General features: G+C 68.5%; 21 protein-coding genes. 9 read left to right on the top strand and 12 right to left on the bottom strand.

The window, feature by feature from the left end; translation table 11 throughout:
- Positions 1 to 40 precede the first annotated feature (40 nt).
- The 10 genes from ACFYZ8_RS20620 to ACFYZ8_RS20665 form a co-directional block, all read right to left on the bottom strand.
- Entirely contained in the window at positions 41 to 2,011 is a 1,971-nt protein-coding gene (locus ACFYZ8_RS20620) for an ATP-binding cassette domain-containing protein (RefSeq protein WP_389050004.1), read from the bottom strand.
- A 196-nt stretch (positions 2,012 to 2,207) separates the two neighbouring features.
- Positions 2,208 to 3,254, bottom strand: a complete 1,047-nt coding sequence (locus tag ACFYZ8_RS20625) for a phosphotransferase enzyme family protein (RefSeq protein WP_389050007.1) — start codon at positions 3,252 to 3,254, stop codon at positions 2,208 to 2,210.
- 64 nt (positions 3,255 to 3,318) lie between these two features.
- Entirely contained in the window at positions 3,319 to 4,203 is an 885-nt protein-coding gene (locus ACFYZ8_RS20630) for a phosphotransferase (RefSeq protein WP_389050009.1), read from the bottom strand.
- Between the two features lie 134 nt (positions 4,204 to 4,337).
- Positions 4,338 to 4,838: a LuxR C-terminal-related transcriptional regulator gene (locus ACFYZ8_RS20635; RefSeq protein WP_389050012.1), complete on the bottom strand. Its 501-nt coding sequence runs from the start codon at positions 4,836 to 4,838 to the stop codon at positions 4,338 to 4,340.
- 34 nt (positions 4,839 to 4,872) lie between these two features.
- The gene (locus ACFYZ8_RS20640) at positions 4,873 to 6,297 is read right to left on the bottom strand and encodes a glutamine synthetase family protein (protein WP_389050014.1); all 1,425 of its coding nucleotides are present in this window, start codon (positions 6,295 to 6,297) and stop codon (positions 4,873 to 4,875) included.
- Positions 6,297 to 7,829 (bottom strand): amino acid permease, encoded by a 1,533-nt coding sequence (locus ACFYZ8_RS20645; protein WP_389050017.1) that lies wholly within the window; start codon positions 7,827 to 7,829, stop codon positions 6,297 to 6,299. The genes ACFYZ8_RS20640 and ACFYZ8_RS20645 overlap by 1 nt, the downstream gene beginning before the upstream one ends.
- A gap of 79 nt (positions 7,830 to 7,908) precedes the next feature.
- Positions 7,909 to 8,913 (bottom strand): hypothetical protein, encoded by a 1,005-nt coding sequence (locus ACFYZ8_RS20650; protein WP_389050019.1) that lies wholly within the window; start codon positions 8,911 to 8,913, stop codon positions 7,909 to 7,911.
- A 211-nt stretch (positions 8,914 to 9,124) separates the two neighbouring features.
- Positions 9,125 to 9,319 (bottom strand): hypothetical protein, encoded by a 195-nt coding sequence (locus ACFYZ8_RS20655; protein WP_191846794.1) that lies wholly within the window; start codon positions 9,317 to 9,319, stop codon positions 9,125 to 9,127.
- Positions 9,319 to 9,759 carry a hypothetical protein gene (locus ACFYZ8_RS20660; RefSeq protein WP_361922631.1) on the bottom strand — a complete coding sequence of 147 codons (441 nt, stop codon included), beginning with the start codon at positions 9,757 to 9,759 and terminating at the stop codon, positions 9,319 to 9,321. Before ACFYZ8_RS20660 ends, ACFYZ8_RS20655 begins: the two co-directional genes overlap by 1 nt.
- Before the next feature lie 109 nt (positions 9,760 to 9,868).
- Positions 9,869 to 11,107, bottom strand: coding sequence for a helix-turn-helix transcriptional regulator (locus ACFYZ8_RS20665; RefSeq protein WP_361922628.1), 1,239 nt, complete (start codon positions 11,105 to 11,107; stop codon positions 9,869 to 9,871).
- Positions 11,108 to 11,534: 427 nt separating this feature from the next.
- On the opposite strand from ACFYZ8_RS20665, the gene ACFYZ8_RS20670 reads away from it, so the two are divergent.
- Entirely contained in the window at positions 11,535 to 12,266 is a 732-nt protein-coding gene (locus ACFYZ8_RS20670; protein WP_389050023.1) for an HAD family hydrolase, read from the top strand.
- Between the two features lie 17 nt (positions 12,267 to 12,283).
- On the opposite strand, the gene ACFYZ8_RS20675 is transcribed toward ACFYZ8_RS20670, so the two are convergent.
- A complete protein-coding gene (locus ACFYZ8_RS20675; RefSeq protein ID WP_389050025.1) occupies positions 12,284 to 12,928 on the bottom strand; it encodes a DUF6886 family protein in 645 nt (214 codons plus the stop codon).
- 129 nt (positions 12,929 to 13,057) lie between these two features.
- The gene (locus tag ACFYZ8_RS20680; protein ID WP_389050028.1) at positions 13,058 to 14,554 is read right to left on the bottom strand and encodes a LacI family DNA-binding transcriptional regulator; all 1,497 of its coding nucleotides are present in this window, start codon (positions 14,552 to 14,554) and stop codon (positions 13,058 to 13,060) included.
- 762 nt (positions 14,555 to 15,316) lie between these two features.
- Here ACFYZ8_RS20680 and ACFYZ8_RS20685 point away from each other — a divergent pair.
- Genes ACFYZ8_RS20685 through ACFYZ8_RS20720 form a run of 8 tightly spaced genes read left to right on the top strand, consistent with a single transcriptional unit; the run spans position 15,317 to position 23,805 of the window.
- Positions 15,317 to 16,438 carry a glycosyltransferase family 4 protein gene (locus ACFYZ8_RS20685; RefSeq protein WP_389050030.1) on the top strand — a complete coding sequence of 374 codons (1,122 nt, stop codon included), beginning with the start codon at positions 15,317 to 15,319 and terminating at the stop codon, positions 16,436 to 16,438.
- The gene (locus ACFYZ8_RS20690; protein ID WP_389050032.1) at positions 16,435 to 17,427 is read left to right on the top strand and encodes a D-2-hydroxyacid dehydrogenase; all 993 of its coding nucleotides are present in this window, start codon (positions 16,435 to 16,437) and stop codon (positions 17,425 to 17,427) included. Before ACFYZ8_RS20685 ends, ACFYZ8_RS20690 begins: the two co-directional genes overlap by 4 nt.
- Positions 17,414 to 18,535: a radical SAM protein gene (locus ACFYZ8_RS20695; protein WP_389050034.1), complete on the top strand. Its 1,122-nt coding sequence runs from the start codon at positions 17,414 to 17,416 to the stop codon at positions 18,533 to 18,535. The genes ACFYZ8_RS20690 and ACFYZ8_RS20695 overlap by 14 nt, the downstream gene beginning before the upstream one ends.
- Positions 18,532 to 19,632, top strand: a complete 1,101-nt coding sequence (locus ACFYZ8_RS20700; protein ID WP_389050036.1) for a hypothetical protein — start codon at positions 18,532 to 18,534, stop codon at positions 19,630 to 19,632. Before ACFYZ8_RS20695 ends, ACFYZ8_RS20700 begins: the two co-directional genes overlap by 4 nt.
- Before the next feature lie 15 nt (positions 19,633 to 19,647).
- Positions 19,648 to 20,463 carry a radical SAM protein gene (locus ACFYZ8_RS20705; RefSeq protein ID WP_389050037.1) on the top strand — a complete coding sequence of 272 codons (816 nt, stop codon included), beginning with the start codon at positions 19,648 to 19,650 and terminating at the stop codon, positions 20,461 to 20,463.
- Between the two features lie 23 nt (positions 20,464 to 20,486).
- On the top strand, positions 20,487 to 22,214 hold the full coding sequence (locus ACFYZ8_RS20710) for a carbamoyltransferase C-terminal domain-containing protein (protein WP_389050040.1): 1,728 nt from the start codon (positions 20,487 to 20,489) through the stop codon (positions 22,212 to 22,214).
- On the top strand, positions 22,211 to 22,816 hold the full coding sequence (locus ACFYZ8_RS20715) for an HD domain-containing protein (protein WP_389050042.1): 606 nt from the start codon (positions 22,211 to 22,213) through the stop codon (positions 22,814 to 22,816). Before ACFYZ8_RS20710 ends, ACFYZ8_RS20715 begins: the two co-directional genes overlap by 4 nt.
- Entirely contained in the window at positions 22,813 to 23,805 is a 993-nt protein-coding gene (locus ACFYZ8_RS20720; protein WP_389050043.1) for a glycosyltransferase, read from the top strand. Before ACFYZ8_RS20715 ends, ACFYZ8_RS20720 begins: the two co-directional genes overlap by 4 nt.
- The last annotated feature ends 11 nt before the right edge of the window (positions 23,806 to 23,816 follow it).

A 23,816-nucleotide genomic window follows, 5' to 3' on the forward strand; every position in this document is an offset into this window, starting at 1 on the left:
CCAATCCGATCTCGTGGAACCTCCGATCCGTACCGCCTGTTCAGAACAGGACAGACTGGTTCGACGCGACGTTTTCGTCCGAGTCGGCCTGGGCAGGGACCTGCCCGGTGCGCTCGTTCTGCAGATCCCACAACTCTCGGAACAAGCCGTCCCGCTGGGCCAGCAGTTGCTCCGGGGTGCCGTGCTGGATGACACGGCCCTGGTCCAGGACAACAATGCGATCGGCGATGGTCACATTGGTGAGCCTGTGAGTGACCAGGACGACCGCGCGGTCGGCGGCGAGGCGGCGTAGTCCGGTGAAGATGCGGTGCTCGGCCCTCGGGTCGAGAGCGGCGGTCGGTTCGTCCAGGACGAGCAGTCCGGCCGGCCGGTGGAACGCTCGGGCTAGCGCGATCCTCTGCCACTGTCCGCCGGACAGTTCCTGGCCGCCCCACCATTCTTTGGCCAGCAGGGTGTTCAGCCCGCTGCGCAGTCCGTCGACGACCTCGTCGGCGCCCGCGGCCTGCGCAGCGGCGAGCACGGCGGCGTCTCCCTCCTCGGTGGCCTGGCCGAGGGTGATGTTCTCCCGCGCCGAGAGAGGCCAGGCCGCGTAGGACTGCGGCACGACGGCGACACGCGCCCAGGTGGCGTGCGCGTCCAGGTTCCTGGTGTCGGTGCCGTCCCAGATGACGGCTCCTTGGTCGGGTAGGTACAGGGCCGAGAGGATCTTGCTGAGAGTGGTCTTGCCGGAACCGTTCTCGCCCACGAGTGCGACGACCTCGCCGCGCCGGACCTCCAATGAGACGTCGTTAAGAGCGGGACGGTCGGCGCTCGGGTACTGGAAGGTGATGTTCTCCGCGCGTACGACGGCGGGGGCGGCTGGCGCCTGGGAGCCCCGGTCGATGCGGTGTCCGCCGGCCTCGTCGATGAAGTCCGCCCAGTCGTCCAAGAACATGCCGGTACGGAAGAGCTGGGCTCCGTAGCCGACGATCCCGTCCAGTCCCGCGCTGACGCGCCCCAGCGCGAGGAACGCGGTACCGAGGGCGGCGACGGAGATCTGCCCGGCAAACACCAGCAGCGCGAGGGCCACCCACACCACCGCGTGGGCGAGGCCTCCCGTGGCCCCGCCCAAAAGGGAGATCCTGGCGGAGCGCCAGGTGGCCTGGTCGGTGGTCCTGTCGATCCGCGCCCCGGCCGTGCGGTACTTGTCGAGGAGGAACGGTGCCATGGTGCCGGAGCGGACCTGGTCCGCGGTCTGCTTGTCGACCATGTACCACCGCAGCATGCCCAGGAGCCGCCGGTCCTTCGACGTGGCGAGCGAGGCGATGTAGCTGATGCGCGCTGCGCGGACGCTGGCCAGGCCCTTCGGCAGGGCCGCCAAGACAAGCAGAGGCAGAAGGATCGGGTGCACGGCGGTCAGGACGCACGCCGAGGCGATCAGCGATGCCGATGCGGCGAGGATGTACTGGGCTTGGGTGAGAAGGTCCCTGGAGACCTCCACTCCGCGGTCGGCCGCGTCCCAGCGGTCGTTGTATCCGGGGTTGTCGTACGCGGCCAGTTCCGCCTTGGTCGCCGCATCGAGGAGCTTGAGTTCGGCTTCCCGGGCGATGCGCGGGGCCAACCGGGCCGACAGCGCGGTGGAGGCAATACCCAGCAGGGCACGCAGACCGATGGCACCCGACAGGACGACGAGGGAAGGTACGGCGGCGCGGAGCTGGTCGCCGCTGATGTGCTGCGAGGCGATCAGCGGCTTGATCACCCCGGTGGTGGCCATCAGTCCGAACGCCTCCAGTACTCCGGAGAGGAGCTGGACGCCGAGCAGGGCAATGACCGCGGCGCGGTCTACCTGCCAGCCCAGTGCGAGGGACCTGCGGATCAGCTGGGGCAGGCGCCGGGCCATCGAACGGGTCGTGATCGCGTTGGCGGCCTCGATACGACGGTCACCGGGGATGACGAACTTCAGTTCCTCGTCCGAAACCTCCGCCTCGTCCGCCGGCGCGGCTGTCCCGGTGGGCTTCGGGATGGTTGTCATCGGCTCCAGCCCTCCGTGGACTTGCGGTGCCCGACCAGGGGCGTACGGGTTCCCAGCGGCGCACGCCGTTCGCGAATGAGTACTGGATGCTGGCCGATCACGGTTCGATGTGCCAAGACGTCCCCCTCTGTGCATTGTGGATGAGGTTGTCGCTGGTCAGTCGTTTCGTTTGGCGCGGTCAGAAGCTGACGGATGGTCACGCCGTGCCTCCGCTCGCTCCGAGGGCGCTGAGCTCGTCTTCAAGATCCTCAAGCTCACCGAGCAGGTGGCGGACGGCGACCTGACGCTCGCGCCAGTACCGCCTCAGATCCGCCTCCGCCTCCCCCGGCAGGTCGTACTCCGCGGTCGTGGCCCCGTAGAGGCTGGACAGCATGTACAGCAGCGCGATCCGAGCGCAGGCCCGCACTTCCCGAATCGGAAGGCTGGGGTGCTCCGAGCGGTAGGCCCTGGCCATGGCCAGGGCGCAAGTGGCCCACTCGGTGCTGGTCGCGACCGTGCGCGGGTCGAACGCCGCCCGCCCCAGCTCCCAAGCCGGCAGCGCGCCGGCGCAGCGGAAGTCGATGACGCCGGTGACGGCATCGGCGAGCGTGATCAGATTGGTGCGGGTCAGGTCCGCGTGCAGCGCCTGTTCGACCAGAGTCTCGGGGAGATGAGCCCTCAACCGGGGGACGTGTGTGCGCAGGTCCTCACGCCGCTGGTCGAGGTCGGCACGCAGTTCATCCAGATGGTCGTGGCCTTGGCGCCTGGCCCTGGCCATCACGGTGTCACATCTCGCTACCGCCTCCTCGACGGGCTCGGTCCGCCAGCGGGTGTGCTGCACGCGCCTGGGCATCGGATACGCGGCGAGCGCACGGTGCATGCGCCCCATGACGACGCCGATGTGCTCGGCGAGCCGGATCGTCATCGCCGACGAGGTCACCCGGCCGGGAGCCTCGTCGACCACGGCCCATGCGCTGCCTCCCGCGATGGTGACCAGGTTGTCGTCGGCATCGGGCCACACCCGTGGAACGGGAAGCCTCGCGGCCCGGCAGTACTCCGACATGTCCCACGCGTTGCGTGCCGCGTCCAGGTCGGCCATCGAGCGGTACTGCTTGACGAACAGCCGTACCCCGTCGTCCGCCAGGACTCGCCGGTTGATGGTGTCCGTGCCCATGTGCACCGGTTCGACGACATCAGCGACCAGCCCGTACCTTTCCTCCAACACTTCAGCGGCGAGCGTCTCGCCCCAGCCTGCTGCGTCCATTCAGATCACCGACCGCCGTGCACAGGGAGACAGCGGTCCGTGCGAACCGTTCCAGAGACGCTGTTCACGCACGCCACCCGCCCCACACGCACTTGCCGGTCTCCAGACGCAGGTTCTCCAGCATGGTGTGTGCCTCGTCGACCAGTCCGATGTCGCGCTGCCTGATCCCCCAATCCAGGCAGTCCAGGGCATCCAGTGCCCCGTACGTCCGGCACGCGATCTGTTCCTCCTCGGTGAGTGGGCGGCCGTATCCGTGGTGGAAGGCGGCATTGAGGTCGGGACGGTTGCACAGGATCCGGTAGCGCAGTCGGCTCAGGTCGCGGTAGGCGGCAGGCCGAAGTTCGGCGCGTTCGAAGTCGATGACCCGCAGGCGCTGCTCGGTCTCGTCCCACATCCAGTTCTTGGGCATGTAGTCGCCGTGCTGCGATACCGGAGGCAGGCGTGGAGGGGCCTCCCCGGCGAGCGTGCGCACCATCGCGAGGTCGTGTTCCGGCACGTTCCTCCCCGTACGGCCCAGCAGTCGGGTGATCGTCTCGTCCCAGGCCTCCTCGGTCACTTCCGGCATCGACTCGTCGGCCGCCGCGGTGTGGAACCGGGCGAGCAGTTCACCGGCCTGCTCGTAGGCCGCCCGTTCCTGCTCGACCGGCAGGCGCAGCGAGTCGAGGCCGCGTCCGGGCACGGCGGTGACCAGGACGGTGCGCGTCTGCGTGTCCGCGGAGACCAGCTCGGGGGCGCGGTCTGCGCCCAGGGCCACGGTCCACTTCTCGTACGCGGTCACCTCGCGTCGGTGGAGCTTCGCGCCCGCGTGACACTTCCCGAACCACCTTTGGCCGCCAGGCCCATTGACCTCCCAGACGGAAGGCCGGATGTCTCCGGGCCGGGGATACTCGGCGACCACCGTGTACGTGTCGGTCGCCGACTCCACCAGATGGTGGAGCGCGCTGGGCATGTCGGTCAACGGTGCGCCCTTCCGCTCGCCGGGCCGCCCGACCGTGCCACGATGAGTGACAGGTCGGACGCGCTCAGTGTCCTGTTGTGGGTGGGTAGCTTGCCAAGTGCCACTGACAATGCGCTCTGAACTGGTCATTTGCCTGCCCGGAGGCGAAGGACGGCGCCGGAGGCCATCTCGAGGAGGGACTCGCTCAGAACTCCGTACCGCCAGCCGAGCGTCACCAGGTGCGGGTCGTTTTCCGCCTCGACGCGCTGCCGCAACGCCCGTACTCGTCCCAGGGCTTCTTCGTGGCTGATGCGGGCGCGCGCCGCGTACTCCTTTGACGTCGCACCGATGGCGACCATGCGCCACGTCTCGATCTCCGCCTCCGAGAAGGCTCCCGGGAGCGTGGCCATCTCGGGGCGCCGGAGCTGCTCGGTGACGAAGCCGGCGTGGACGACTGCGGCCCGGCCACGGGTGCCGAACTTCTGTCCGCAGTGCTTCAACTGCACGTTGATCGTGCCAGCCGTGATCGTGAGGTCGGTGGCGATCGCGTGGGTGCTCTTGCCCTCCGCGACCTGCTGGACGATCCGAATCTGCGCGGGTGTCAGGTCGAGCGACGTCGAGGACGGGCGCGCCGGTCGGGCACTCACGGGAGTTCTCGGTCCTTTCGGGGAGGAACGGCGGTCAGGCGCGGGCCAGCCACCGACGCCGCTCGGCGTCGGTGACCAGGCTCCGCTCGTGGTCCAGTTCCAATTGGGCAAGACGGGTGTAGTGCTCGACCACATCGGTTCCGAAGGCTTTCCGCGCGAGGGCGCTGTTCTGGAAGGCGACGAGGGCGTCGGCCAGGGTGGGCGGGACGGAGGTGCCGCCCACCCGGTAGGAGTTGCCCGTCTCCGCCGGACCGGGGGTGAGTTTCTGTTCGATGCCGTGGTCGACGGCCGCCAGGGCGGCGGACAGGGCCAGGTAGGGGTTGGCATCCGCGCCCGGCACGCGGATCTCCAGATGGAGGCCCTCGCCGTGGCCGACGACGCGGACGGCACAGGTGCGGTTGTCGTAGCCCCAGCTGAACGTGGTTGGCGCGAACGAGTCGGGCGTGAACCGCTTGTAGGAGTTGGCGTTCGGGGCGTAGAGGGGAACCAGCTCCGGCAGGCCGGCGAGCAGGCCCGCGATGGCGTGCCGCCCTGTCTGGGACAGTCCGCCGCCGGACTCGTCGAGCTGGCTGATGGCCTTCGACCACAGCGACACGTGGAGGTGCAGACCGTTGGCACGGCCGGTTTCCGGGGCGGCCATGAAGGTGGGCGCCAGTCCAGCACGCGAGCCGAGGGTGCGCACCGCGTGCTTGAACAGCAGGTGCCGGTCGCAGGCGGTGAGGGCGGGCCCGTACGGGAAGGTCACCTCGACCTGGCCGGGCCCGGCCTCCGTCTTGATCGCTTCCACGGGCATTCCGGCGCCCGCGAGCGCGCGCTGAAGGCGGCGGAAGAAACGGTCGGAGACCGGATCATGGTCGAGGGCGTAGTCCAGGTTCTCCGTGGCCACCGGTCGTAGGCCCTGGTATCCGGCCTGTTCCGCCTCCGCGTATGTGCCCCTGTAGAGGACGAACTCGGTCTCGATCCCCGCCTTGGGGTGCAGCCCGTGGCGCGCCATCCGGGTCAACTGGCGATGGAGGATCTCACGGGGGGCGATCTCGATGGGTGTTCCGTCGTGGGTCACGGCGTCGCCGAGCACGACCGCGGTACGCGGCAGCCACGGCACCACCCGCAGGGTCGACAGCGCCGGCTGCACGGACAGGTCCTGATAGCCGGTCTCCCACGAACTCAACGCGAAGCCGTCCGCCGGGCTCATGTCGATGTCGGTGGCCAGGACGTAGGCACACACCTCGGCGCCGTGATGCGCGACGCGCTTGAGGAAGTGGTTCGCGTCGTAGCGCTTCCCCTTCAGCCTCCCCTGCATATCGGGGACGGCGAGCAGCACCGTGTCGATGGCACCCGCTTTGACGAGGTTACGCAGGTCCGACAAGGAGAACGCCTTCTCGGGGCGCCCGCCCCGCTCGGGTCCGGAAGCGACAGCCAGACGCGCCACGGTGCTGTCGCCGCTCGTGGTGCCGGGCATCAGACGACCTCGTCTTCGTACGCGCTCGTCGAGCGGTCGAAGTGCTGTGCCGGCACTTCGTACGAGCTGCCCTTCGCCCGCCACCACCCCCAGGCCAGGGCGAGGACCACAAGCAGAGCGAACGGCGCGTAGTTGAACGTCTCCACCGACACCAGGCCGCCGCCCGCGGGACGCGTCTGCGGGAGGCAGAACAACACCGTCACGAACGCCACCCAGAGAACCGCGATCGTGCCCACGATCACGCCCCAGTTGCCGAGGTTCCACGGTCCGGGCCGGAACCGTCGGCGGTTCTTGACGCGCAGGAAGATCGGGATCGCGTAGGCCGGGGTGATGCCAACCACGTTGATGCTGGTGATCGCCGCGTAGGCGACCGGGCTGTACAGGCTCGGCAGGGCCAGTACGGCGGCGCACACCACGGAGAGCAGCACCGCCATGCGCGGCGTGCCAGTACGACGGTCCACCCGCCGCCACAGGTGCGAGCCCGGCAGCGCCCCGTCACGCGAGAACGCGAAGACCATCCGGCTGGCCGCAGCCGTCTCGGCGTTGCCACAGCACAACTGCGCGACGATGACGACCAGGAGCAGTGCCTTCGCCCCGGCCACGCCGAGCGCGTCCAGGAAGATCTGTGCCGGCGGCACTCCGGTCGCGGTGCCGACGGTGCCCGCGTAGTCCTGGATCGCGAAGGTGAGTCCCGCCAGCAGGACGAACCCGGCCAGCCACGACCAGCCGATGGCGTGGATGATTCCGCGGGACGCGGACACCTGGGCGTCGGTGGTCTCCTCCGACAGGTGCGCGGAGGCGTCGTAGCCGCAGAACGTGTACTGGGCCAGGAGCAGACCCAGCACGGCCACGTAGAGCGGGCTCGACCAGCCCGTGTTGTTGACGAACTCGCCAAACACGAAGTCGGCGGACCGGTGGTGGGAGGGCACGATCGCGAGCGCGCCGACAATCAACGTGACGCCGGCGAGGTGCCACCAGACGCTGATGCTGTTGAGGATGCTGACCAGCCGGACCCCGAACAGGTTCAGGGTGAGGTGGAGGGCGAGGATGCACAGGAAGATCACCATGATCCTTCCCGGCGTCGGCTCGAAGCCCCACTGCAGGTTGAACAGGGCGCCCGTGAAGAGCGCGGCCCCGTAGTCGATGCCGGCGATCGCACCGAGCAGGCCCAGCAGGTTCAACCAGCCCGTGTACCAGCCCCACTTCCGCCCGCCGAGTTGCTCCGCCTGGTAGTACAGGGCTCCGGAGGTCGGATAGGCGGAGGTCACCTCGGCGAGCGAGGCACCGATGAACATGACCATGGCGCCGACGACTAGCCAGCCCCACAGCATCACCGACGGGCCACCGGTGTTCAGGCCGAAGCCGTAGAGGGTCATGCAGCCGGACAGGACGCTGATGACGCTGAAGGAAATCGCGAAGTTCCCGAACGGCCCCATGCGTCGGGTGAGCACGGGCTCGTAGCCCAGTTCGCGCAGGTAGGTGTCATCGGACTTCCGTGGTGTCGCGTGGCGGTTCGGACTCGGACGGGACATGGATCGGCCTCCAAGACTGCGGGTGGTGGGCAAACTAGACAGGTTCATGCCAATACATGCTTGCGATGGCGGCTGTAGATCACGGGTGCGGCCCGGCGCGTGGCCTACGGGTACGGGCGTAGGAGAGGGACTCGGCGCGCGCCCGAAGGAGCAGTGCTTCACCGGGATCCGGCCCAGCGGCTCCGTCGTGCACCGATGCCCATGGCTCGCGAGCCGCGTACGAGCCCATCGCCTCGAACACCTCGGCGGCCTCCAGGTACCGGTGTCCCGCCCACAACGCGTATGCGAGCAGGTTCAGATCGGCCACCGAACGGTGCCCGACGGATGCCTTGTGGAACCAGTCGTGGAAGGCGGTCAGGGTGTAGTCGAGCGTCGACTCCTGTGCCCACTGCCGCCGCCACAGCGGATCGGCGCGCGACTGTCGTCGCTGCTCGACCTGTGCGTACGCCGGCAGAAGCAGCAGCGGCGATCCGACCGGTCGCTGCGAGGCCACGGACCGGCCGAAGTCGAAGACCGCGGCCAGGGAAGCGCCCGACGGACCCTCAAGAGCGAGCATGAACTGCACCACGCGGTGGTAGGCCTCGCGGTTGTACGGATCACGCTGGTTGACCTCGTAGAGCAGTCCCCACGGGCCGCCCGGCAACATCGGTTCGGCGGACCTCACGCGGTGTTCCGGCCGCAGTTGGCGGGTGTCGACCTGGGCCAGGGCGACAAGACATACCCACGGCACGGGATCGTGGGGCGCACGGCGGGCCGCCAGCAGCGCGGCACGACGCGCCCGCATCTCGAACTCCAGGGTCTGCGGGTGGTGTTGGCGGTGGGCACGCAGTGCCCTTTCGACGGCGACACGTACAGACATCAGCTGCGCGTCGTAGCTGTCGGACTCCTCGGCGAGCCACACGTCGACGACGTCCGACCGGGCGGCTGCCACGGCCAGCAGCTGGGTGCGTGCCGTTCGCAGTGCCCAGTGCGTACCCGTCTGCCAGAGCAGCTCCCGCGCCTGCCTCCAGCGCCCCGCCTGTAGTTCGACCAAGGCCACACGGAGGTCGTCGTCGTGACCCGCCGGGTGGTAGACAAGACGCATCAGAGTCCCTCGGAGGGGACCGTGCGCCGTCGGCAAGCCGGGGCGGGCCAGTTCGTCCGCTGCGGACGGACTGCGGGGGTTGACGTGCTCTGCGAGCTGGACGGGAAGGTCATCGGGAGCCTCGGGCAGGTTGGGGGGAGGGCCGTGAAACGCATGAAGGCGGACCGTCGGCCGAGCCGGGAGATGGGGCTCGTGCGCCGGTTCGAGCTCGCTAGAAACGGATCTGTCCGATCATGTCGGCGACGCCCGTCAGGAACCGGTTGATGGTCGGGGCCATGGACGTACTCGCCAGGAAGAACCCGAAGAGCACGCAGACGACCGCAGGACCGGGTTTCACGGATTTGCTGCGGATGAGGACGACCACGAGGATGCCCAGCACCAGCACGAAGGAGATGCTGAGCGCCATCAGGAGGCCGCCTCCTCCGCGGACCCGCGCCGTTCCCGCCGAGCCTGGCTCAGCGCGCGCCGCAGAGCGTCTGACTGGGTCAACGCACGCGGGCCTCGGGGGAAGACGTGCCAGTGCATCCCGGGAGGCTCCGTGCTCTCGGCGGACGGCACGACGACGTGGCACTTCTGCCCCAGGGCGACGGTCCCCGGCTCCTCCCAGCGGGCCGCGGTACCCACGGGAACCAGGAAGTACAGCCGGGGCTCCGGACCGTCGTGGTCGAGGATCACCGGGCCGACCGGTTCGTCCCCCTCGTCGAGGATCTCGATCGCGCGCCGACCCACGGCCTCCACGGCGCGTACGGCGTCCCACCACTCCCCCGCCGAGCACAGCTCGGGCTCCTCGCCGATGGGCATCCAGCGCGGCGGGTTCGCGCGAGCTGCGGGATTGTCGTCGGACATGGAAAAGGCCTCCTCACCACTGGGTGTGAGGAGACCATTCCATTCAGCAAGCTGTCCTGCGCGGACAGTCTGTCCGTGGGCTCCGCTCGCCAAAGCCCTTGACACAACCTCAGGTTGTGCTAATACCCGTCCAACTACCGAATGCGGACAGCTCGTTGGAGGGGTGAGCGTCCATCCTGAGCAGCGCCGCAGTGGTCTCGCGAACGGACGGGTGGAACCGCGTGTGGTTGGGCGCGACCTTCCGCGCTCGCTTGAGGTCCGCGAAGGCACCGTCCCGGTCGTTCTCCGCGAGCTTCGCGGAGGCCACGTCTATGAAGTGGTGGCTCGACCGCTCGCCGACGGTTGTAGCGGGCGGCGCCCACTCACCGCCGGCGACCGGAGACCATTCGACGAGACGGGCGAGGGCCTGCTCGGTGTCTCCCGTGTCGATCATCGCGTGCACCTCGTGGATGCGGATGTTCGTCGGGCCGAACGACATCTCGTACGCCAGCGAGTCCCGGTTTCCCGCCATGCGTGCGACCTGCTCCGCCTCCCGCAGGTACGAGTCGGCGCGGTCGGCGCTGTTCTCCCGGGCTTCGAGGACGGCCAGCTTCAGCAGCAGCGCACCGTCGACGGCGAGCGCGTCCTCCGTGAAGGAGCGTTCCGGCTGGAGCCGCTCCAACTCCGTCCGCAGCGCGAGCAGCTTGCGGCGCGCCGGCGAGTACGCCCCCTGGCGGAGCATGGCCCCCGCCACAAGGTAGCCGGCCGTGAACTGCATCAGCGGATCGCCGCTCTGGTCAGCGGCCCAACGAACGCGCTCCAGTGCCGTGTTCGACAGGTCGTGGTGACCCATCTTGTGGGCAAGAGAGTTCACGGCCCGGTAGGCGCGCGCCAAGTGCCAGAAGGCCTTGCTCCGGTCACCGTTGCCACCACCGAGGGCCACGTGCGTCAGTTCGGTGATGATCGGCGGCAGCAGGGGCCCCATCGGCGCGTACCGGGCGTCGCGACGCAGGGCCGCCACCTGGTCGACCTCGGAGGCGAGCACGGGAAGCGCCCGCGGAGCGATCTCCAGGTCGTCGGGGCTGTCGTAGCAGAGCAGGAGGCGGCGGAGCTCGGGTATGACGGCGTGGACGCCGTCCTCCGCCTCCGGCTCCCCGTAGTACGGCTGGCCGGTCAGGACCTCGGGGCCGAAGCGCAGCGCCTTGGCGAGAGCCAGCACCAGCGAAGGTGAGGCCTTGCGCGCCCCCGACTCCAGCTTCTGCACGTAGCTCGGGGAGACCGCGACCTTCTGCGCCAGCTGGGCGGCGGACAGCTTCCGTGTCCTGCGAGCGACGCGGAGACGGTCTCCCAGTGTCAGGTTTTCACTCATCGGTGGAGCTGTCCCTTCGCGATGAAGCACTTCGTTCAGAGTACGGATACGGTCCAAGCCTGCGCCCCTGGTCGCCAACTGTTAACAGAGCCGATGGCCGAGCGCCCACGACGTGGATCTGCTGCGCGGACCGGACGTACGTTGCTGTTCCCACCTGAGCCTCCGGTCACACGACCGAAGCGGGGCATATCGCGAGGAAGCGGGTGCGGGATGAGTACGGTTGCCGCCCCCTGGTCAAGAGGTAGGCGTCGAAGTACCTACGGACAGTTTGTCCGCGCGAATCCTGCAGGCACCGGAGAGCCGCCCTCACCGTCGGCCGCAGACAGTAGCCGAGCCCTTACGGCGAGATGAGGTTGGGGTGGCCTCACGTACGCTCGCAGCCACAGGGCGGTTCCGCCCTGGTCGAAGGTGAGGAGTGAGGTCGGGAGTGGCTGAAGCCGAACAGTCCCTCGTGTTGTGGGACATCGACCGAACGCTGCTGTACGTCGGTGAGATCGATCGGCAGGTCTACCGCGAGACCTTCGCCGAGATCGTTGGGCGCCCCGCAGAACGCCTTCCGGCCCGGGGAACCGGCGTCACCATGCCCCTCGCAATCCAATCCCTGCTCCTGCACAACGGCGTTCCGGCATCGGACGTCCCCCGACTGCTGCCGCGCATGGTTGAACTCCTGCCGCGGTGTCTCGCCACGCATGAGGAAGCCCTTCGCGAGCGGGGTGTCCTCATGCCGGGTGCCGTGTCCGCCCTGAAGGCGGTGCACGAGCAGGCGCACTGGGTGCCGACCGTCGTCACGGGGAACCTCAGGCCCAACGCGCTGCTGAAGCTCGAAGTGTTCGGCCTCGACGCCTTTCTGGACACGGAAATCGGCGGGTACTCCTCCGACGACGAGCACCGTCCCGCCCTCGTCGCCGTCGCACAAGAACGAGCTCAGGCCAAGTTCAGGGCAGCCTTCACCCGCTCCAACACCGTCATCATCGGGGACTCGCTCGAAGATGTCCGCACCGGAGTCGAAGGCGGTGCTTCGGTGATCGGAATCGCGTCCGGCAAGACCACCGCCCGCGAACTGGCGGCAGCAGGAGCCGACGCGGTACTCGACAGTCTTGAGGACGTACCGCGGCTCATGGAGGAGATCACGACGTTGACGCGTTCGACGATGAAGTGACGGGCAATCAATCCGAACTATGACTCCCCGTGTTGTCCTGCGCGCTCTCCTCGTTGCTGTTCAACGTAGGCCCCACCGGAGGCCACTTGGCCGAGGAGGATTCGCGGCCGGGCCTCAGGCCTGTGAGCTGGGTGCCCGTGTGAGTTGCGCAGCCGGATGCCGTTGAAACCGCAGGTGCTGGAGGTGATGGTCTCCCAGTACGGCCACAGGATGTCCAGGACCCGCAGCTGGATGCCGGCCTCGGCGTGCAGGGCCAGGAGGTCGCCGACGGGCTCGGGTGGTCCCAGCGGCTCGACGGGTTCCTCCGCGACATGGGCGCGCGGGACGGGCCCCCCGAGGGGGCGGAAAGGCGTGGAGTCGAACCGGTAGGCGTAGAGGCGAACGTTTCGGATCTCCTCCAACCAGTCGTACTCGATCGCGTGTACTCGATCTCCGCCTCCCGGACCGATGATCCGCTCGCGGTCGTCTGGGGACGTGTCGGGTGTCACCCATGCCATCGCCCGGGGACACTGCTTAGGGAACCAGTAGTCGGGGGCACGAACCGCGTCGACGGCCCAGACGAAGGCCCCCTGGTCCTTCGACGTCGGGGAGACGCGGGGGACGAAGCGGGTGATGGTGGGGTCCTCGGAGAAGTGCAGTAACTGTCCAGGCTCTGGCCGCATCGGGGCATCGTAAGTCCCCATGCGCCGTTCTCGCCTTCGGCGATTCCAGGCGCACCACCGCAACGCATCGGAACAAGCCACCAGGTGGCATACGAAAAGCACCGTGCGTCGGGGACCAATGAGATCGCCTCAACGACTGCGGGCCTGCCGCCGCCATCGTGATCGGCGGCAGGGTGCGGATCGATGGCAGGGAGATCGCACGATGGACGCCCGTGCCCGCAGGAGGTCGTTGAGCGCGCGCACCGGAGACGCTGGGGACGAGGCCAGTCGGGTGTCGAGCGCTGTCTCCCACTGCTCGGTCAGCCCGAGCATCAGGCGTTCGCGCATGCCGGGGGTGACGTGGGCGTAGCGCGCCGAGACGGAGCCGTCGATATGGCCCATCCGTTGGTCCATGAGGACCTTCTCGGTGCCGAGGTCCTCCATCACAGTGCGGTGGGTGTGGCGGAGGCCATGGGGTGTGAGGCCCTTGGCAATCGGAAGCCAGCAGGTGTCGGCCCGGTCGCCGGCGCCGCGCCCTCTGGCCGGGACGCCCGGCCACGGCTCTCCCAGCAGCGGTACGGGGCGGGCCTGCTGCGGCGCCTTCTTCGGGTACCAGCCGGAGACCGCAGGGGTGAACAGCCAGGTCGCGAAGCCATTTCGGCGCCAGTGGGCGGCATGGCTCAACACCGCGCCGCCGCGCATGAACCCCAGGTCCGCGATGGCCCGCTCCACCCTCATACGCTTGGCCTCGGTGACGCGGTCAGGGTGATTCAGGACGTTGGACACGGTGCCCGTGGAGACGTCGGCACGGCGTGCGACGTCGACGAGCTTCGCGCCTTGGTGGCCACCACCGCGAGTCCCGCCCTGTCCGCGGAAGACGTAGGTCCTGCCGTGACACGGGCATGGATTCGGCTTCGTACGGGCGATGTGGTTGGCGACCAGGGCCGACAGCCAGTCCATTAAGTCGATGGTCCGGTAGCTGTCGTCCTTGGGTGGGCAGCGCACGATCTCGCCGGTGTCGAGTTCGTACAGCTGCCACTCGACCCGGATGGAGCCGGGGCGGGCGAGTTCCGTCTCCAGGCCGACGATTTCGCCCCAGCGCATGCCGGTGTAGCCCTTGAGGACGACGGCGACGAACTCGTCGTCGCGGCCGGAGAGCAGCGCAGCCCGTTCGGCGGTGAGCAAGATGCCGAGTGCGTCGGTGACGACCTTCTCCGGGCCGCGATTACGGGAGCGTCCGGCACGCTTGCCGCGTCCGCGCCGCCTGGTAGCCGGGTTGGTCGTGATCAGGCCCTCGTCGATCGCGTCTTCGAAGATCAGATGGAGCGTCGAGCGCCAGGTTCTGACGCTGGAGGCCGCGTAGACGGCCCGCTCTTTCTTCTCCCACAGGTCGACGTCTGTGCGCAGGATGTCGGCGAGTGCCTTGTCCTCGAAGTCGGGGAGCAGGTGCCCCTCGATGTGGCGCTTGTAGTTCTGCATGGTCGAGGCTGCCAGGTCCTGAGCCTTGTACCAGCGGTTCGCGTACTCGCCGAAGGTCGCTTGGCCGAGTTCCGGTTCGGGCCGGCCATCGCCCGGTTCCTTGTTCTCAGCCACGGCCGCAGTCCGGTGCCCCTCGCCCTCGTCCCTGGCGATGCCGAACGTGAGCATCTACGTCCTCCTCCCGCACGACCTCATGGCTCACGCAGGTTTCCCATGGAACCCCAAGGCCAAATCGACACGCCGGAGAAGATCACGCGGAGAGACCGAACAAGGTCACACGAAGGGTGCGGAGATCAGCAGAGAAGGTTTGCTCGCGGCTTCCAGCACGCTCTGCCTGCGGCTTTCAGCCGAGTTCGTCCAGGCAGCCAACAGGACCTCATCACACCTGTCGAGGGCATTCGCGAGGAGTGGCAGGACGTACGGCCCGACCAACACCTACCGGCTCCGAGCAATCGTTCAAAGCCTCGATGACCCTCAACACGCCTGCAAACAAAGCCTGTTGTTGTCAATGGGTCGTCAGCAAATTCCTGCGGACACTTTGTCCGCTCGTCGCACTCGCGTAGTGGAATCGTCTTTTCACGCTCCGTTGCGCGAATCCCCGACGGACCGCACCACCCCTGCGCGAGCCAGGTGCCTCCCTGCCCGAGACACCGTTCTCCCCCGCCTATCCCGCACTGGAGGAGTCTTCCCATGGCAGCCCGTACAGGCAGTTCACAGGGCGTGGCCCCCGTCCCGACGACCAAAGCGGTCCCTCTTCAGCGTCAGAGAGGTGAAGAGGGAGCCGTCGGGCCGGCCACAACCACAATCCCGCCGAAGATCGCCGTCGCGCTGCATGACGGCTACTACGGGTGCACATCGGGTACGGGCTTCAGCAACAGGGCCTTCCTTGAGGTACTCACGCGGGCACTGCCCCGCGGACGCCTCCTGGTCATGCCCGTTCACATCTCACGCTCCGACCCCAGTTACGACCCCACCTGGGTGGCCGAGACCGAGGGAATGCTGCGGCAGGCCGGGGCCAAGGTCGTTCCGGTTCCGGGTGGTCGCGCGGCGACCGCCGCCCTCGCGGGCTGCGAAGCACTGTGCGAGCGGGTCACGGAAACCGCCCGGGCCCGCCTTGCCGATGCGCCGATGGCCCAGCTGATCGGCCTCGACATACCCTTCCTCGGACTCGGACCCCATCGACGCGCCGACGATCCGTTCAGCCTCCTTCTCCTGCCCCGGTCGACGAGTGAACTCGCCTCCCCGGAGGACCGGCGACGCATCGGCTGGGAGCACAGGGGGCTGACGGCGGCGGTGGGTGACGGTGCACGCGTCGCCGCCATCTCGCACCACATGCGCGGCCACCTTGAGCAGGTCTACGGCGTCCCGCGACACGCTGTGGTCGATCTCCCCAACGGCCTGCTCCTGAGCGACCACGAGGACGTGGTGCCGGCTCCGCTGCCGCCGCAAGCCGAGACGGGGTTCCTGCTGGCCATGGGCCGGGCGGTGGAGAGCAAGGGCTTCGAGGACCTGTTGGAAGCCGTCCGAATCCTCGGTACGCAGGGCGAACGGGTGCCCCACCTCCTGCTCGCACCCACAACACACACGGAGACCCTGACCGGCTACCAGCAGCGGCTCCAGGCGATGGTCCGCGACTACGCGATCGACGCGACGTTCCTGCCGCGGTTCTCCCCTCGGTACCGCTCCTGGCTGCGGAGCCCGGCGCTCCGGGGAGTGGTGGTGCCCTCCCGGGCCGAACCGTTCGGGAGGATCCCCCTCGAAGCCTTCGCCTCGGGGGCCGCGCCGGTGATCGCGACTCGGGCAGGCGGGCTCACGGAGACCGTGGTCGACGGGGTGACCGGGTTCACGGCCGGAGCCCGTGACCCCATGGACCTCGCCCACGCGATCAGGCGATCACTTCACATCAACGTCCGCGAGCGTGAGCAGATGCGTGCGCGCGGCAGGGCCCTGCTCATGGCCCGGCACGACTACGAGGCCACGATCCGCTCCTACCTGCGCCAGTACACCCCTTGGGCGATGGCGCGCAGCGTCCCCTTGAGGGGTGGAGCGTGACAACCACCGCACTGGTTGCCCTCAACTCTCCTTATCCCTTCTGGCAGTTATCCGATCGGCACGCCGGACATCTGAGGTCCGCCTTTCCGGACGTCCGCTTCCGACTCGCCCAGGAGCAGGATGTCCCCGTCGAGATCCGTACCGCTGACGTCTATTTCGGCTGGTCCTTCGACGCGGAGTGGCTCAAGTCCTCCCCACGGCTCCGCTGGACGGCCACCCCGTCCGCAGGCATCGATCACTGGCCGGTCACCACGCTCGACACCGCGGGCATCACGCTCACCCGCGGGTACGGCTACCACGGGAGGCCGATGGCCGAGCACGCGATCGGCCTGCTCCTCGGCTTCTCTCGAGGCCTGTTCACGAGTGCACGACTTCAGCCCCGGTCCGTCTGGTGGAAGGACGAACTCGCCGACAGCTTCTTCGACCTGTACGGCGAGACGCTCACGATCGTCGGCTGTGGCTCTGTCGGCATCCGCCTCGCCGAGGTGGCGCGTGCCTTCGGAATGCATGTGATGGGAGTACGCCGCAACGCTCCTAGCTCCGAACCCGGCGGGATCGAATGGGTACCGTCACACCGCGTTCGTGAAGCACTCCCGCGTTCGCGTGCCGTCGTCAACCTGCTTCCCGCGACCGACGAGACGCACGGCTTCTTCGACGAGAACACCTTCAAGGCCTGCCGCCCCGGGACGGTCTTCATCAACCTCGGGCGGGCCAGCACCGTCGACCACGACGCGCTCCTCGACGCCCTCGACCAAGGCCCGCTGGTCGGCGCCGCCCTCGACGTGCAGCCGCACAAGCCGCCCGCGCTCGACGATCCGCTCCGCCGCCACCCGCGGATCGTGCTCACGCCGAAGAGCGCCGTCTTCAGCCACACCTACATGGACGAGGCGGTCGCCTTCTTCATCGACAACCTCCGGCTTTTCCTCGCCGGCCAGCCCCTCAACGGTGCTGTCACCCCAACCCACGGAGGGACACATGATCCCCACTGACCAGCGATTTTCCAGGACCAGCCTGTTGCGGCAGTTCGCCGAGTCGGGTCGGAACCATCCCTACCTGGCCTTCACGCTGAACTCCATCTGCAACCTTGACTGCGTCTTCTGCAAGCCGCGATGCATGCCCGACTACGGGCACAAGGACAAGACGCTCGCGGTCTCCGACTACGCCGGCATCGCGAAGGAGGCCGGGCTCTGGGGTATCCGCAAGGCGCACACCTCGGGCGGGGAGCCGACGCTGCGCGCCGACATCCTCGACATCATCGGAGCGCTCTCCGACGGTCTCGGCGACACAGCGACCATCGGCATGACCAGCCACGGCAACCTGCGCCGCGGCCTGACCGTGGACGCACTGCGCGACGCCGGGCTCACGTACCTGAACATCAGCCTGCACAGCCTCGATCCCGCACGGTCCACCGAGATCATGGGCGGCGGCGACCCACGAGTCTCCCGTGCCACCATCGACCGGGCACTCGAACTCGGCCTCAAGGTCAAGATCAACTGCGTGCTTCAGCGGTCGTACCTGGACGACGCCTTCGGTGTCGCCGAACTCGCCAGGCGGCTGCCCGTCGCGGTACGGCTGATCGAGCTGCAGCGCATCGGACCGGCGGAGGCCCTGTTCCCCACCGAGTTCGTGCCCGAGGCGGAGGTCCGCGAACGCCTGCACACCTGGTTCGAGGAGGCCGGCGAGATCTCCCGCACCGAGCTGGGAGTGCGAAGCCCGGGACGGTACCTGCAGCCGACCGGCTGGGCCGGCTCCATCGGGTTCATCTCCAACTCCTCCTGTGCCACCTGCTCCGACGCCAACCGCATCAAGATCACGCCCACCGGTATCGCCCGGCCCTGCATCCTCCACAACCGCGACATCCCCCTGAAGCCGCACCTCGCGGACGGCACCATGGCCGACGCCTACGCCCACCTCTTCCGCGCCATGCTCGAACGCGACAGCAACGAGGCCTGGCAGGGCTTCCACTACGTCGACTACGACCTGCGCTGGGACCGCATGGAGCGACCGCAGGGCGTGCCCGTGCTTCCCCTGCTGCCCGTGGCCGGCAATACGGGCGGGGGCTGCTCGCTTCGCCGGCCCGGAGGTGAATCCGAGTGACGACGGCCCGTTCCACCGCGTCGTACCCGCAGCTCGGCGTCGTCTACGCCGAGCAGTTGGCCGCCCAGGACGTCACCGCGAGCATGCTCACCCACAAGTGGCAGGCCGGAGACCTCATCGCACCGCACTCGGACATCGACATCCGCGTCGTCCTCGACCAGGCCCCCGACTCTTGGTGGGAGTGGAACGAGCGGCTGGCCACCGCCCATCACCAGGCGGTACTCCTGAACCCGACCCACAGCCGACTGCTCGAACATCCGCCCGGGTTCGCGTTCACCGCCGACGAGCTCGACCGGAACCAGGTGTCGCCGGCCGAGATCTCCACCTGGAGCCTGGTCACGGGCAGCGCGGCCACCCTCGGGCGGTGGCAGTCCCGTGCGCGGATGATGCCGTGGAGCCGAGCGGACGAGAGGTTCTACCGCGGGATCCTCGACGCGAGGATCGCAGGCCGCTACCAACTCGACAAGGACAGCACCGACAACGTCCACCACGACCTCGACGGCTACCGAAGGCACTGCGTCGCCTGGCACTACGTGGCGCCGTGCTGGTTCGCGTCGGCGGCCCTCGCCACGCGCACCAGGTGCCCCGGGAAGACCGCGGCCCTCAACCAGTGGCACCCCGGCGAACTCGAATCACATGCCGAGAAGTTTCTTCGCCTGTCCGCCGCCACCTCGGATCCGGACCTCTCCCCCACGCAGGTACTGCGCACGGCCCACGTAACCGTGGACGCCGTACTGCGCCGCACACCGCCTCCCAGGCCGCTGCCGGAGGCGGTGGCCGCGGAAACGGCGGCCTGGATCACGGCCGCCGGCATGCTCCGTGTGCGCGTCGCACGCTGGATCTACTACCTGAACCCGCCGCCGGAGACCGTGACCGGCTACTTGATCGCTCGCGAGGAGAAGGAACTCCGTTCCGCCCGGAACACCTTGACCCGTCTCGCCGACCGAACCTCCGGTGACGACGCGCTGCTCGTCAAGGCCATGACGGAGCTGCTGCCCCCAGGCCCGACCACGACAGGCAGCCTTCGCGACCTCCTCGCCCTATGGGGGCGTCACCGCTCCGTCGTCGAAGACTTCCTCTCCGCCCACCCCGAGTGACCAAAGGGGCTCCCCATGACGTCGTCCCCCGTGCTGTCCGCCACGCAAAGGACCCTCAAGACCGCGAAGATCAAGATCACGACCAAGTGCAACCGCCACTGCGACTTCTGCATCTTCGCCGAGGGCGGCCAAGGCGAGAACATGCCGCTGGGGACGTTCAGGCAGGTCCTCGACCGCCTCGGACAGATCCCGTTCCGGCAGCTGCACATCAACGGCGGAGAACCCACCGTTCACCGCGACTTCAGCGAACTCAGCGGCCTGGCTCGTGACCGGTTCCCGGAGCAGGTCATGGTGCTCGGCTCCAACGCGATCACCCTGGCCCGCAACGAGCGCCTCCTCCAAGCGACCCTCGCGCACTACGACCAGGTCCTGATCGGCTGCGACGAGGAGCACGACAACTACGACGAGGTCAGCGCCGTCGTCCCCGTACTCCGTGAGGCCGGAAAGACCGTCGTCATCAACAGCGTCCTGGAGGCCATCGCCCCGGACCGCCTCAGTCAACTGGCCGCCCTGTGCGACGAGTACGGCGCCATCCACGTCACCAACCACGTCCACCACATCGACGTCGGCCAGCCCGCCAACGATCTCGGTGGCCTCTGCGACCGCAACGTCGACCAGCACCTCATGATCGAGGTCGACGGCGACTGCTACCGGTGCTTCAACGCCATGGCCAAGAAGGACAGCGAGTTCACGGTCTGGGACGACGACTTCGCGGCCAGGGTCTTCGCGCCACGCCGCAAGCACTACGAATTCTGCCTGAAGTGCCACGAGTACAGGGACTCGGGCCTTCAGATCGTCCCCGCTCCCGCCCTTCGCACGGCTTCCGTCTGACCGCCCTCTTCCCGGAGGTCCCCATGCCCGCAGCGCTCGGTCTGAACTTCCACCACGACACGTCCGCCTGCCTCGTCGTCGACGGCCGCATCTACGCGGCCGAGGAGGAGCGGTGGAGCGGTGTGAAACACAACCGCACAACACGCAAGGGGGTTCTCACCGCCCCCACCCATGCACTCGACTGGTGCCTGCGGTCCGCCGGCATCACCGTCGACGACATCGACCACGTGTGGACCCCGTCCATGCGGCCCAGCCCCCGGCACGGGTCGTGGGCGTCCACGGAGCAGGACGAACTCGCCGGCCTGCTCCCCGAGGCGCTCGGGCAACGGTTGAAGCTCATCTCCCATCACACCTCGCACATCCTGTCCGGCTATCTCCTCTCCGGCGAGGAGCACGCCGCCGGCCTGGTCATCGACGCAGGCGGTTCCGTCCTCGGCACGGACATCGCGTCGGGGCGCGAACGGATCACCGGCTACGACCTGACGCCGGACAGCATCGACCGCGTCCACCAAGTCGCACCGGCCATCACTCCCGGCCCCTCCGGGCCTGTGCGCACCCACCCGTCCCTCGGCCACTTCTACCGCAACCTCGCGATGCGGGTGATTCCGCCGGGCAACGAGGTCGAGGGCAGCATGATGGCCCTGGCCGCCTTCGGTGACCCGGACCGCTACTACAAGGAACTTCGCGACCTCGTCCATCTCGGCGAGAACGGGCACGTACACATCGCAGCGCCATGGGGGTCGTACGACGCCGAGACCCCGCTCGGGATCGAAGGCGCGGTCTGGACCGCGCGGTCCGCCGACTCGAAGCCGCTGGACGCCCGGGCCGACCTAGCCGCGGCGGCGCAGCGGGTCTTCGCCGAGGCGGTCGTCCACGTGGCCCGTCACCTGCGTCACCTCACGACCGCCCGCACGCTGGTCTTCTCCGGCGGCTGCGCCCTGAACTCCCATCTCAACGGCACGCTCGCCGAGCAGTCCGGCTTCGAGAACCTCTTCGTCGCCCCGGCGCCGCACGACGCCGGCACCGCGGTCGGCGCCGCCCTCTACGCCTGGAACTACGCCCTCGGACAACCCCTCCTGCCGACACCCGAGGACGCCGACTGGGGCCCGCTCGCCGGCCCCCTGTCCGACGGAGGACTCGCGGGCGGCTACCAGACCGTGTCCGGCCTCGGTGAACGGCTGATCCCCACCGTCGCCGCGCTCCTCGCGGACCACCACGTCGTCGGCTGGGTGCGGGGCGGCATGGAGTTCGGGCCGAGGGCCCTCGGTCACCGCTCGATCCTCGCCCACCCCGGCAAGGCAGAGACCAAGACACGCCTGAACGCCCTCAAACAGCGAGCCGACTACCGCCCGCTGGCGCCCCTGGCACTCGCTGAGGAAGCCGACGCGTGGTTCCTCGGCAACGGCGACCCGTTCATGAACCGGGTCGTACGCGCCCGGCACTGCAAGTCCGACCGGATGCCCGCGGTTGTCCACCACGACGGAACCGCCCGCCTCCAGACCGTTGGCCGACGGCACTCCGGCGTCCGCCCGCTGCTGGAGGAGTTCCACCGGCTCACCGGAGTGCCCGTCCTCCTGAACACCTCCCTGAACTTCAAGGGAACGCCCATCCTCCGCACCGCCGAACAGGCCGTCACCGCCGCGGTCGAACTCGGTCTTGACGCCCTGGTCGTCGAGGACGCGTTGATCCTCGCCCCGCACATGCGCATCGACACGGTCCTGGCGGCCCCTTACGGAACGGACCGCGCATGACCAGCACCCCCGCCTTGACGGACGAACTCGGCCTCAACGACTGGCCGGAGCCGGAACGAGCGCAAGGCCGGCTCGCCGCGACCCTCGCCACGACGATCTACGCCGGTCACGTCCGAGACCAGGGCACGCCCTATATCAACCATCCGGTGCGCGTCGTGACCGTCCTGAAAGCAGAACTCGGCGTCACCGATCCCGAACTGCTGATCCTCGGCCTGCTGCACGACGCGCTGGAGATCGCGCCAGCGGCGGAGCGTCTCGTAGCATCCGGCCTGGGCTCGGCCCTCACGCAACGGCTGCGTTCCATGACCCCCGACCACCGGCTGGAGCAGCGTCCCAAGCAGCCATGGGACTCGGACGTCTGGCACAACAAGATCAGGTGCCTCGGTCCGGCGGAACTGCTCATCCGTCTCGCCGACCGCATCGACAACCTGCGCGACCTGCGGCACTCGCCGGACCCGGACCGCCGGGCTCGCTTTCTCGACAGCCTGACCAGCACCTACCTGCCGCTCGCCAAGGAGTCCCGCGACGTGAGCGCGCCACTACGAGCCGCGTACGGAGTGCTCTACGCCGAGTACCAACAGCAGGTGGAGGCGGGCACGTGACCCCGGTCGTCCACTCCATGTCGCCGCAGGGCCGCACCGGAGGCCGCGTTTACCTCCGCATGATCCACGAGGTCACAGCCGACTCGATCGAGTGGCGGACGGTTCCGGACTACAAGCGTGCCTACACCGTCCGCCGAGGCCGGAAGGTGCGCCACCTCGCCCGCCTCGCGCCTCACATCCGCGAACTCAGAGACGCGCCGGGCTCGTTCCTCTGGGACGACCTCAGCATCCTCTTTTTCACCCCGGAGATGCGGGCCCGGACCGTCTTCGTCTTCCACCACTACGAGCCGCTCCAGTTCGACTCCTGGCCCCTCGAACCGCTGCTGTGGCGCAGGCTCTTCGCGGTCCTGCCCCAGTGCCGCGCGGTCGTGTGCGTCGCCCCGTCCTGGGCAGCGTTCCTCGGGGAGCGCGGCGTGGACAACGTCCAGGTGATCTACAACGCCTTCGATCTCGCCGAGATCGACAGAGTCCGCGGCATGGACCCGGCCGAGTGCAAGGCCCACTTCGGTCTCCCTCAAAACGAGATCATCGTGTACGCGGGCAAAGCAGTGCACTGGAAAGGCATCGAGACGGTCGCCACGGCCATCGAAACCGATCCCGGGCTCCGTCTCGTGACCACCGGAAGCAACACCATCGGCTCTCCGGGACACCATTTCGACCTGACCCGTCCCCGGTACCTCGAACTGCTGCGGGCCTGCGACGTCGGGGTCTTCACTCCGCGCATGCGGGAAGGGTGGAGTCGATGCGCCGCAGAGGCCCTGCTCCTGGGCCTGCCCTGCCTCATCCAGCCAGTCGCCGGGCTCGGTGACCTCGCGCGTCTGACCGAGCAGCCGCCTCCGGATCCACGCCGGCTGGCCCAGCAGATACGGGAGCGGGCGAACACGGCGCCCGCCGAGTCGAAGACCGTGTACGAGACGCTGGCCCGTTTCGACACCGCGTACTTCGCCGAGGCCTGGTCCCGCCTCCTCGCACAGGCGACGGGACCGTGATCACCAAGTAG

Source organism: Streptomyces sp. NPDC001668, from assembly GCF_042893155.1.
Classification (GTDB): domain Bacteria; phylum Actinomycetota; class Actinomycetes; order Streptomycetales; family Streptomycetaceae; genus Streptomyces.

What these genes read in the sequence shown, in the direction of transcription:
- ACFYZ8_RS20620 (WP_389050004.1), bottom strand. Translation starts at nt 2,011, where the DNA reads ATGACAACCATCCCGAAGCCCACCGGGACAGCCGCGCCGGCGGACGAG.
- ACFYZ8_RS20625 (WP_389050007.1), bottom strand. Translation starts at nt 3,254, where the DNA reads ATGGACGCAGCAGGCTGGGGCGAGACGCTCGCCGCTGAAGTGTTGGAG.
- ACFYZ8_RS20630 (WP_389050009.1), bottom strand. Translation starts at nt 4,203, where the DNA reads ATGCCCAGCGCGCTCCACCATCTGGTGGAGTCGGCGACCGACACGTAC.
- ACFYZ8_RS20640 (WP_389050014.1), bottom strand. Translation starts at nt 6,297, where the DNA reads ATGCCCGGCACCACGAGCGGCGACAGCACCGTGGCGCGTCTGGCTGTC.
- ACFYZ8_RS20645 (WP_389050017.1), bottom strand. Translation starts at nt 7,829, where the DNA reads ATGTCCCGTCCGAGTCCGAACCGCCACGCGACACCACGGAAGTCCGAT.
- ACFYZ8_RS20650 (WP_389050019.1), bottom strand. Translation starts at nt 8,913, where the DNA reads ATGCGTCTTGTCTACCACCCGGCGGGTCACGACGACGACCTCCGTGTG.
- ACFYZ8_RS20655 (WP_191846794.1), bottom strand. Translation starts at nt 9,319, where the DNA reads ATGGCGCTCAGCATCTCCTTCGTGCTGGTGCTGGGCATCCTCGTGGTC.
- ACFYZ8_RS20660 (WP_361922631.1), bottom strand. Translation starts at nt 9,759, where the DNA reads ATGTCCGACGACAATCCCGCAGCTCGCGCGAACCCGCCGCGCTGGATG.
- ACFYZ8_RS20665 (WP_361922628.1), bottom strand. Translation starts at nt 11,107, where the DNA reads ATGAGTGAAAACCTGACACTGGGAGACCGTCTCCGCGTCGCTCGCAGG.
- ACFYZ8_RS20675 (WP_389050025.1), bottom strand. Translation starts at nt 12,928, where the DNA reads ATGCGGCCAGAGCCTGGACAGTTACTGCACTTCTCCGAGGACCCCACC.
- ACFYZ8_RS20680 (WP_389050028.1), bottom strand. Translation starts at nt 14,554, where the DNA reads ATGCTCACGTTCGGCATCGCCAGGGACGAGGGCGAGGGGCACCGGACT.
- ACFYZ8_RS20685 (WP_389050030.1), top strand. Translation starts at nt 15,317, where the DNA reads ATGCCCGTTCACATCTCACGCTCCGACCCCAGTTACGACCCCACCTGG.
- ACFYZ8_RS20695 (WP_389050034.1), top strand. Translation starts at nt 17,414, where the DNA reads ATGATCCCCACTGACCAGCGATTTTCCAGGACCAGCCTGTTGCGGCAG.
- ACFYZ8_RS20705 (WP_389050037.1), top strand. Translation starts at nt 19,648, where the DNA reads ATGACGTCGTCCCCCGTGCTGTCCGCCACGCAAAGGACCCTCAAGACC.
- ACFYZ8_RS20710 (WP_389050040.1), top strand. Translation starts at nt 20,487, where the DNA reads ATGCCCGCAGCGCTCGGTCTGAACTTCCACCACGACACGTCCGCCTGC.
- ACFYZ8_RS20715 (WP_389050042.1), top strand. Translation starts at nt 22,211, where the DNA reads ATGACCAGCACCCCCGCCTTGACGGACGAACTCGGCCTCAACGACTGG.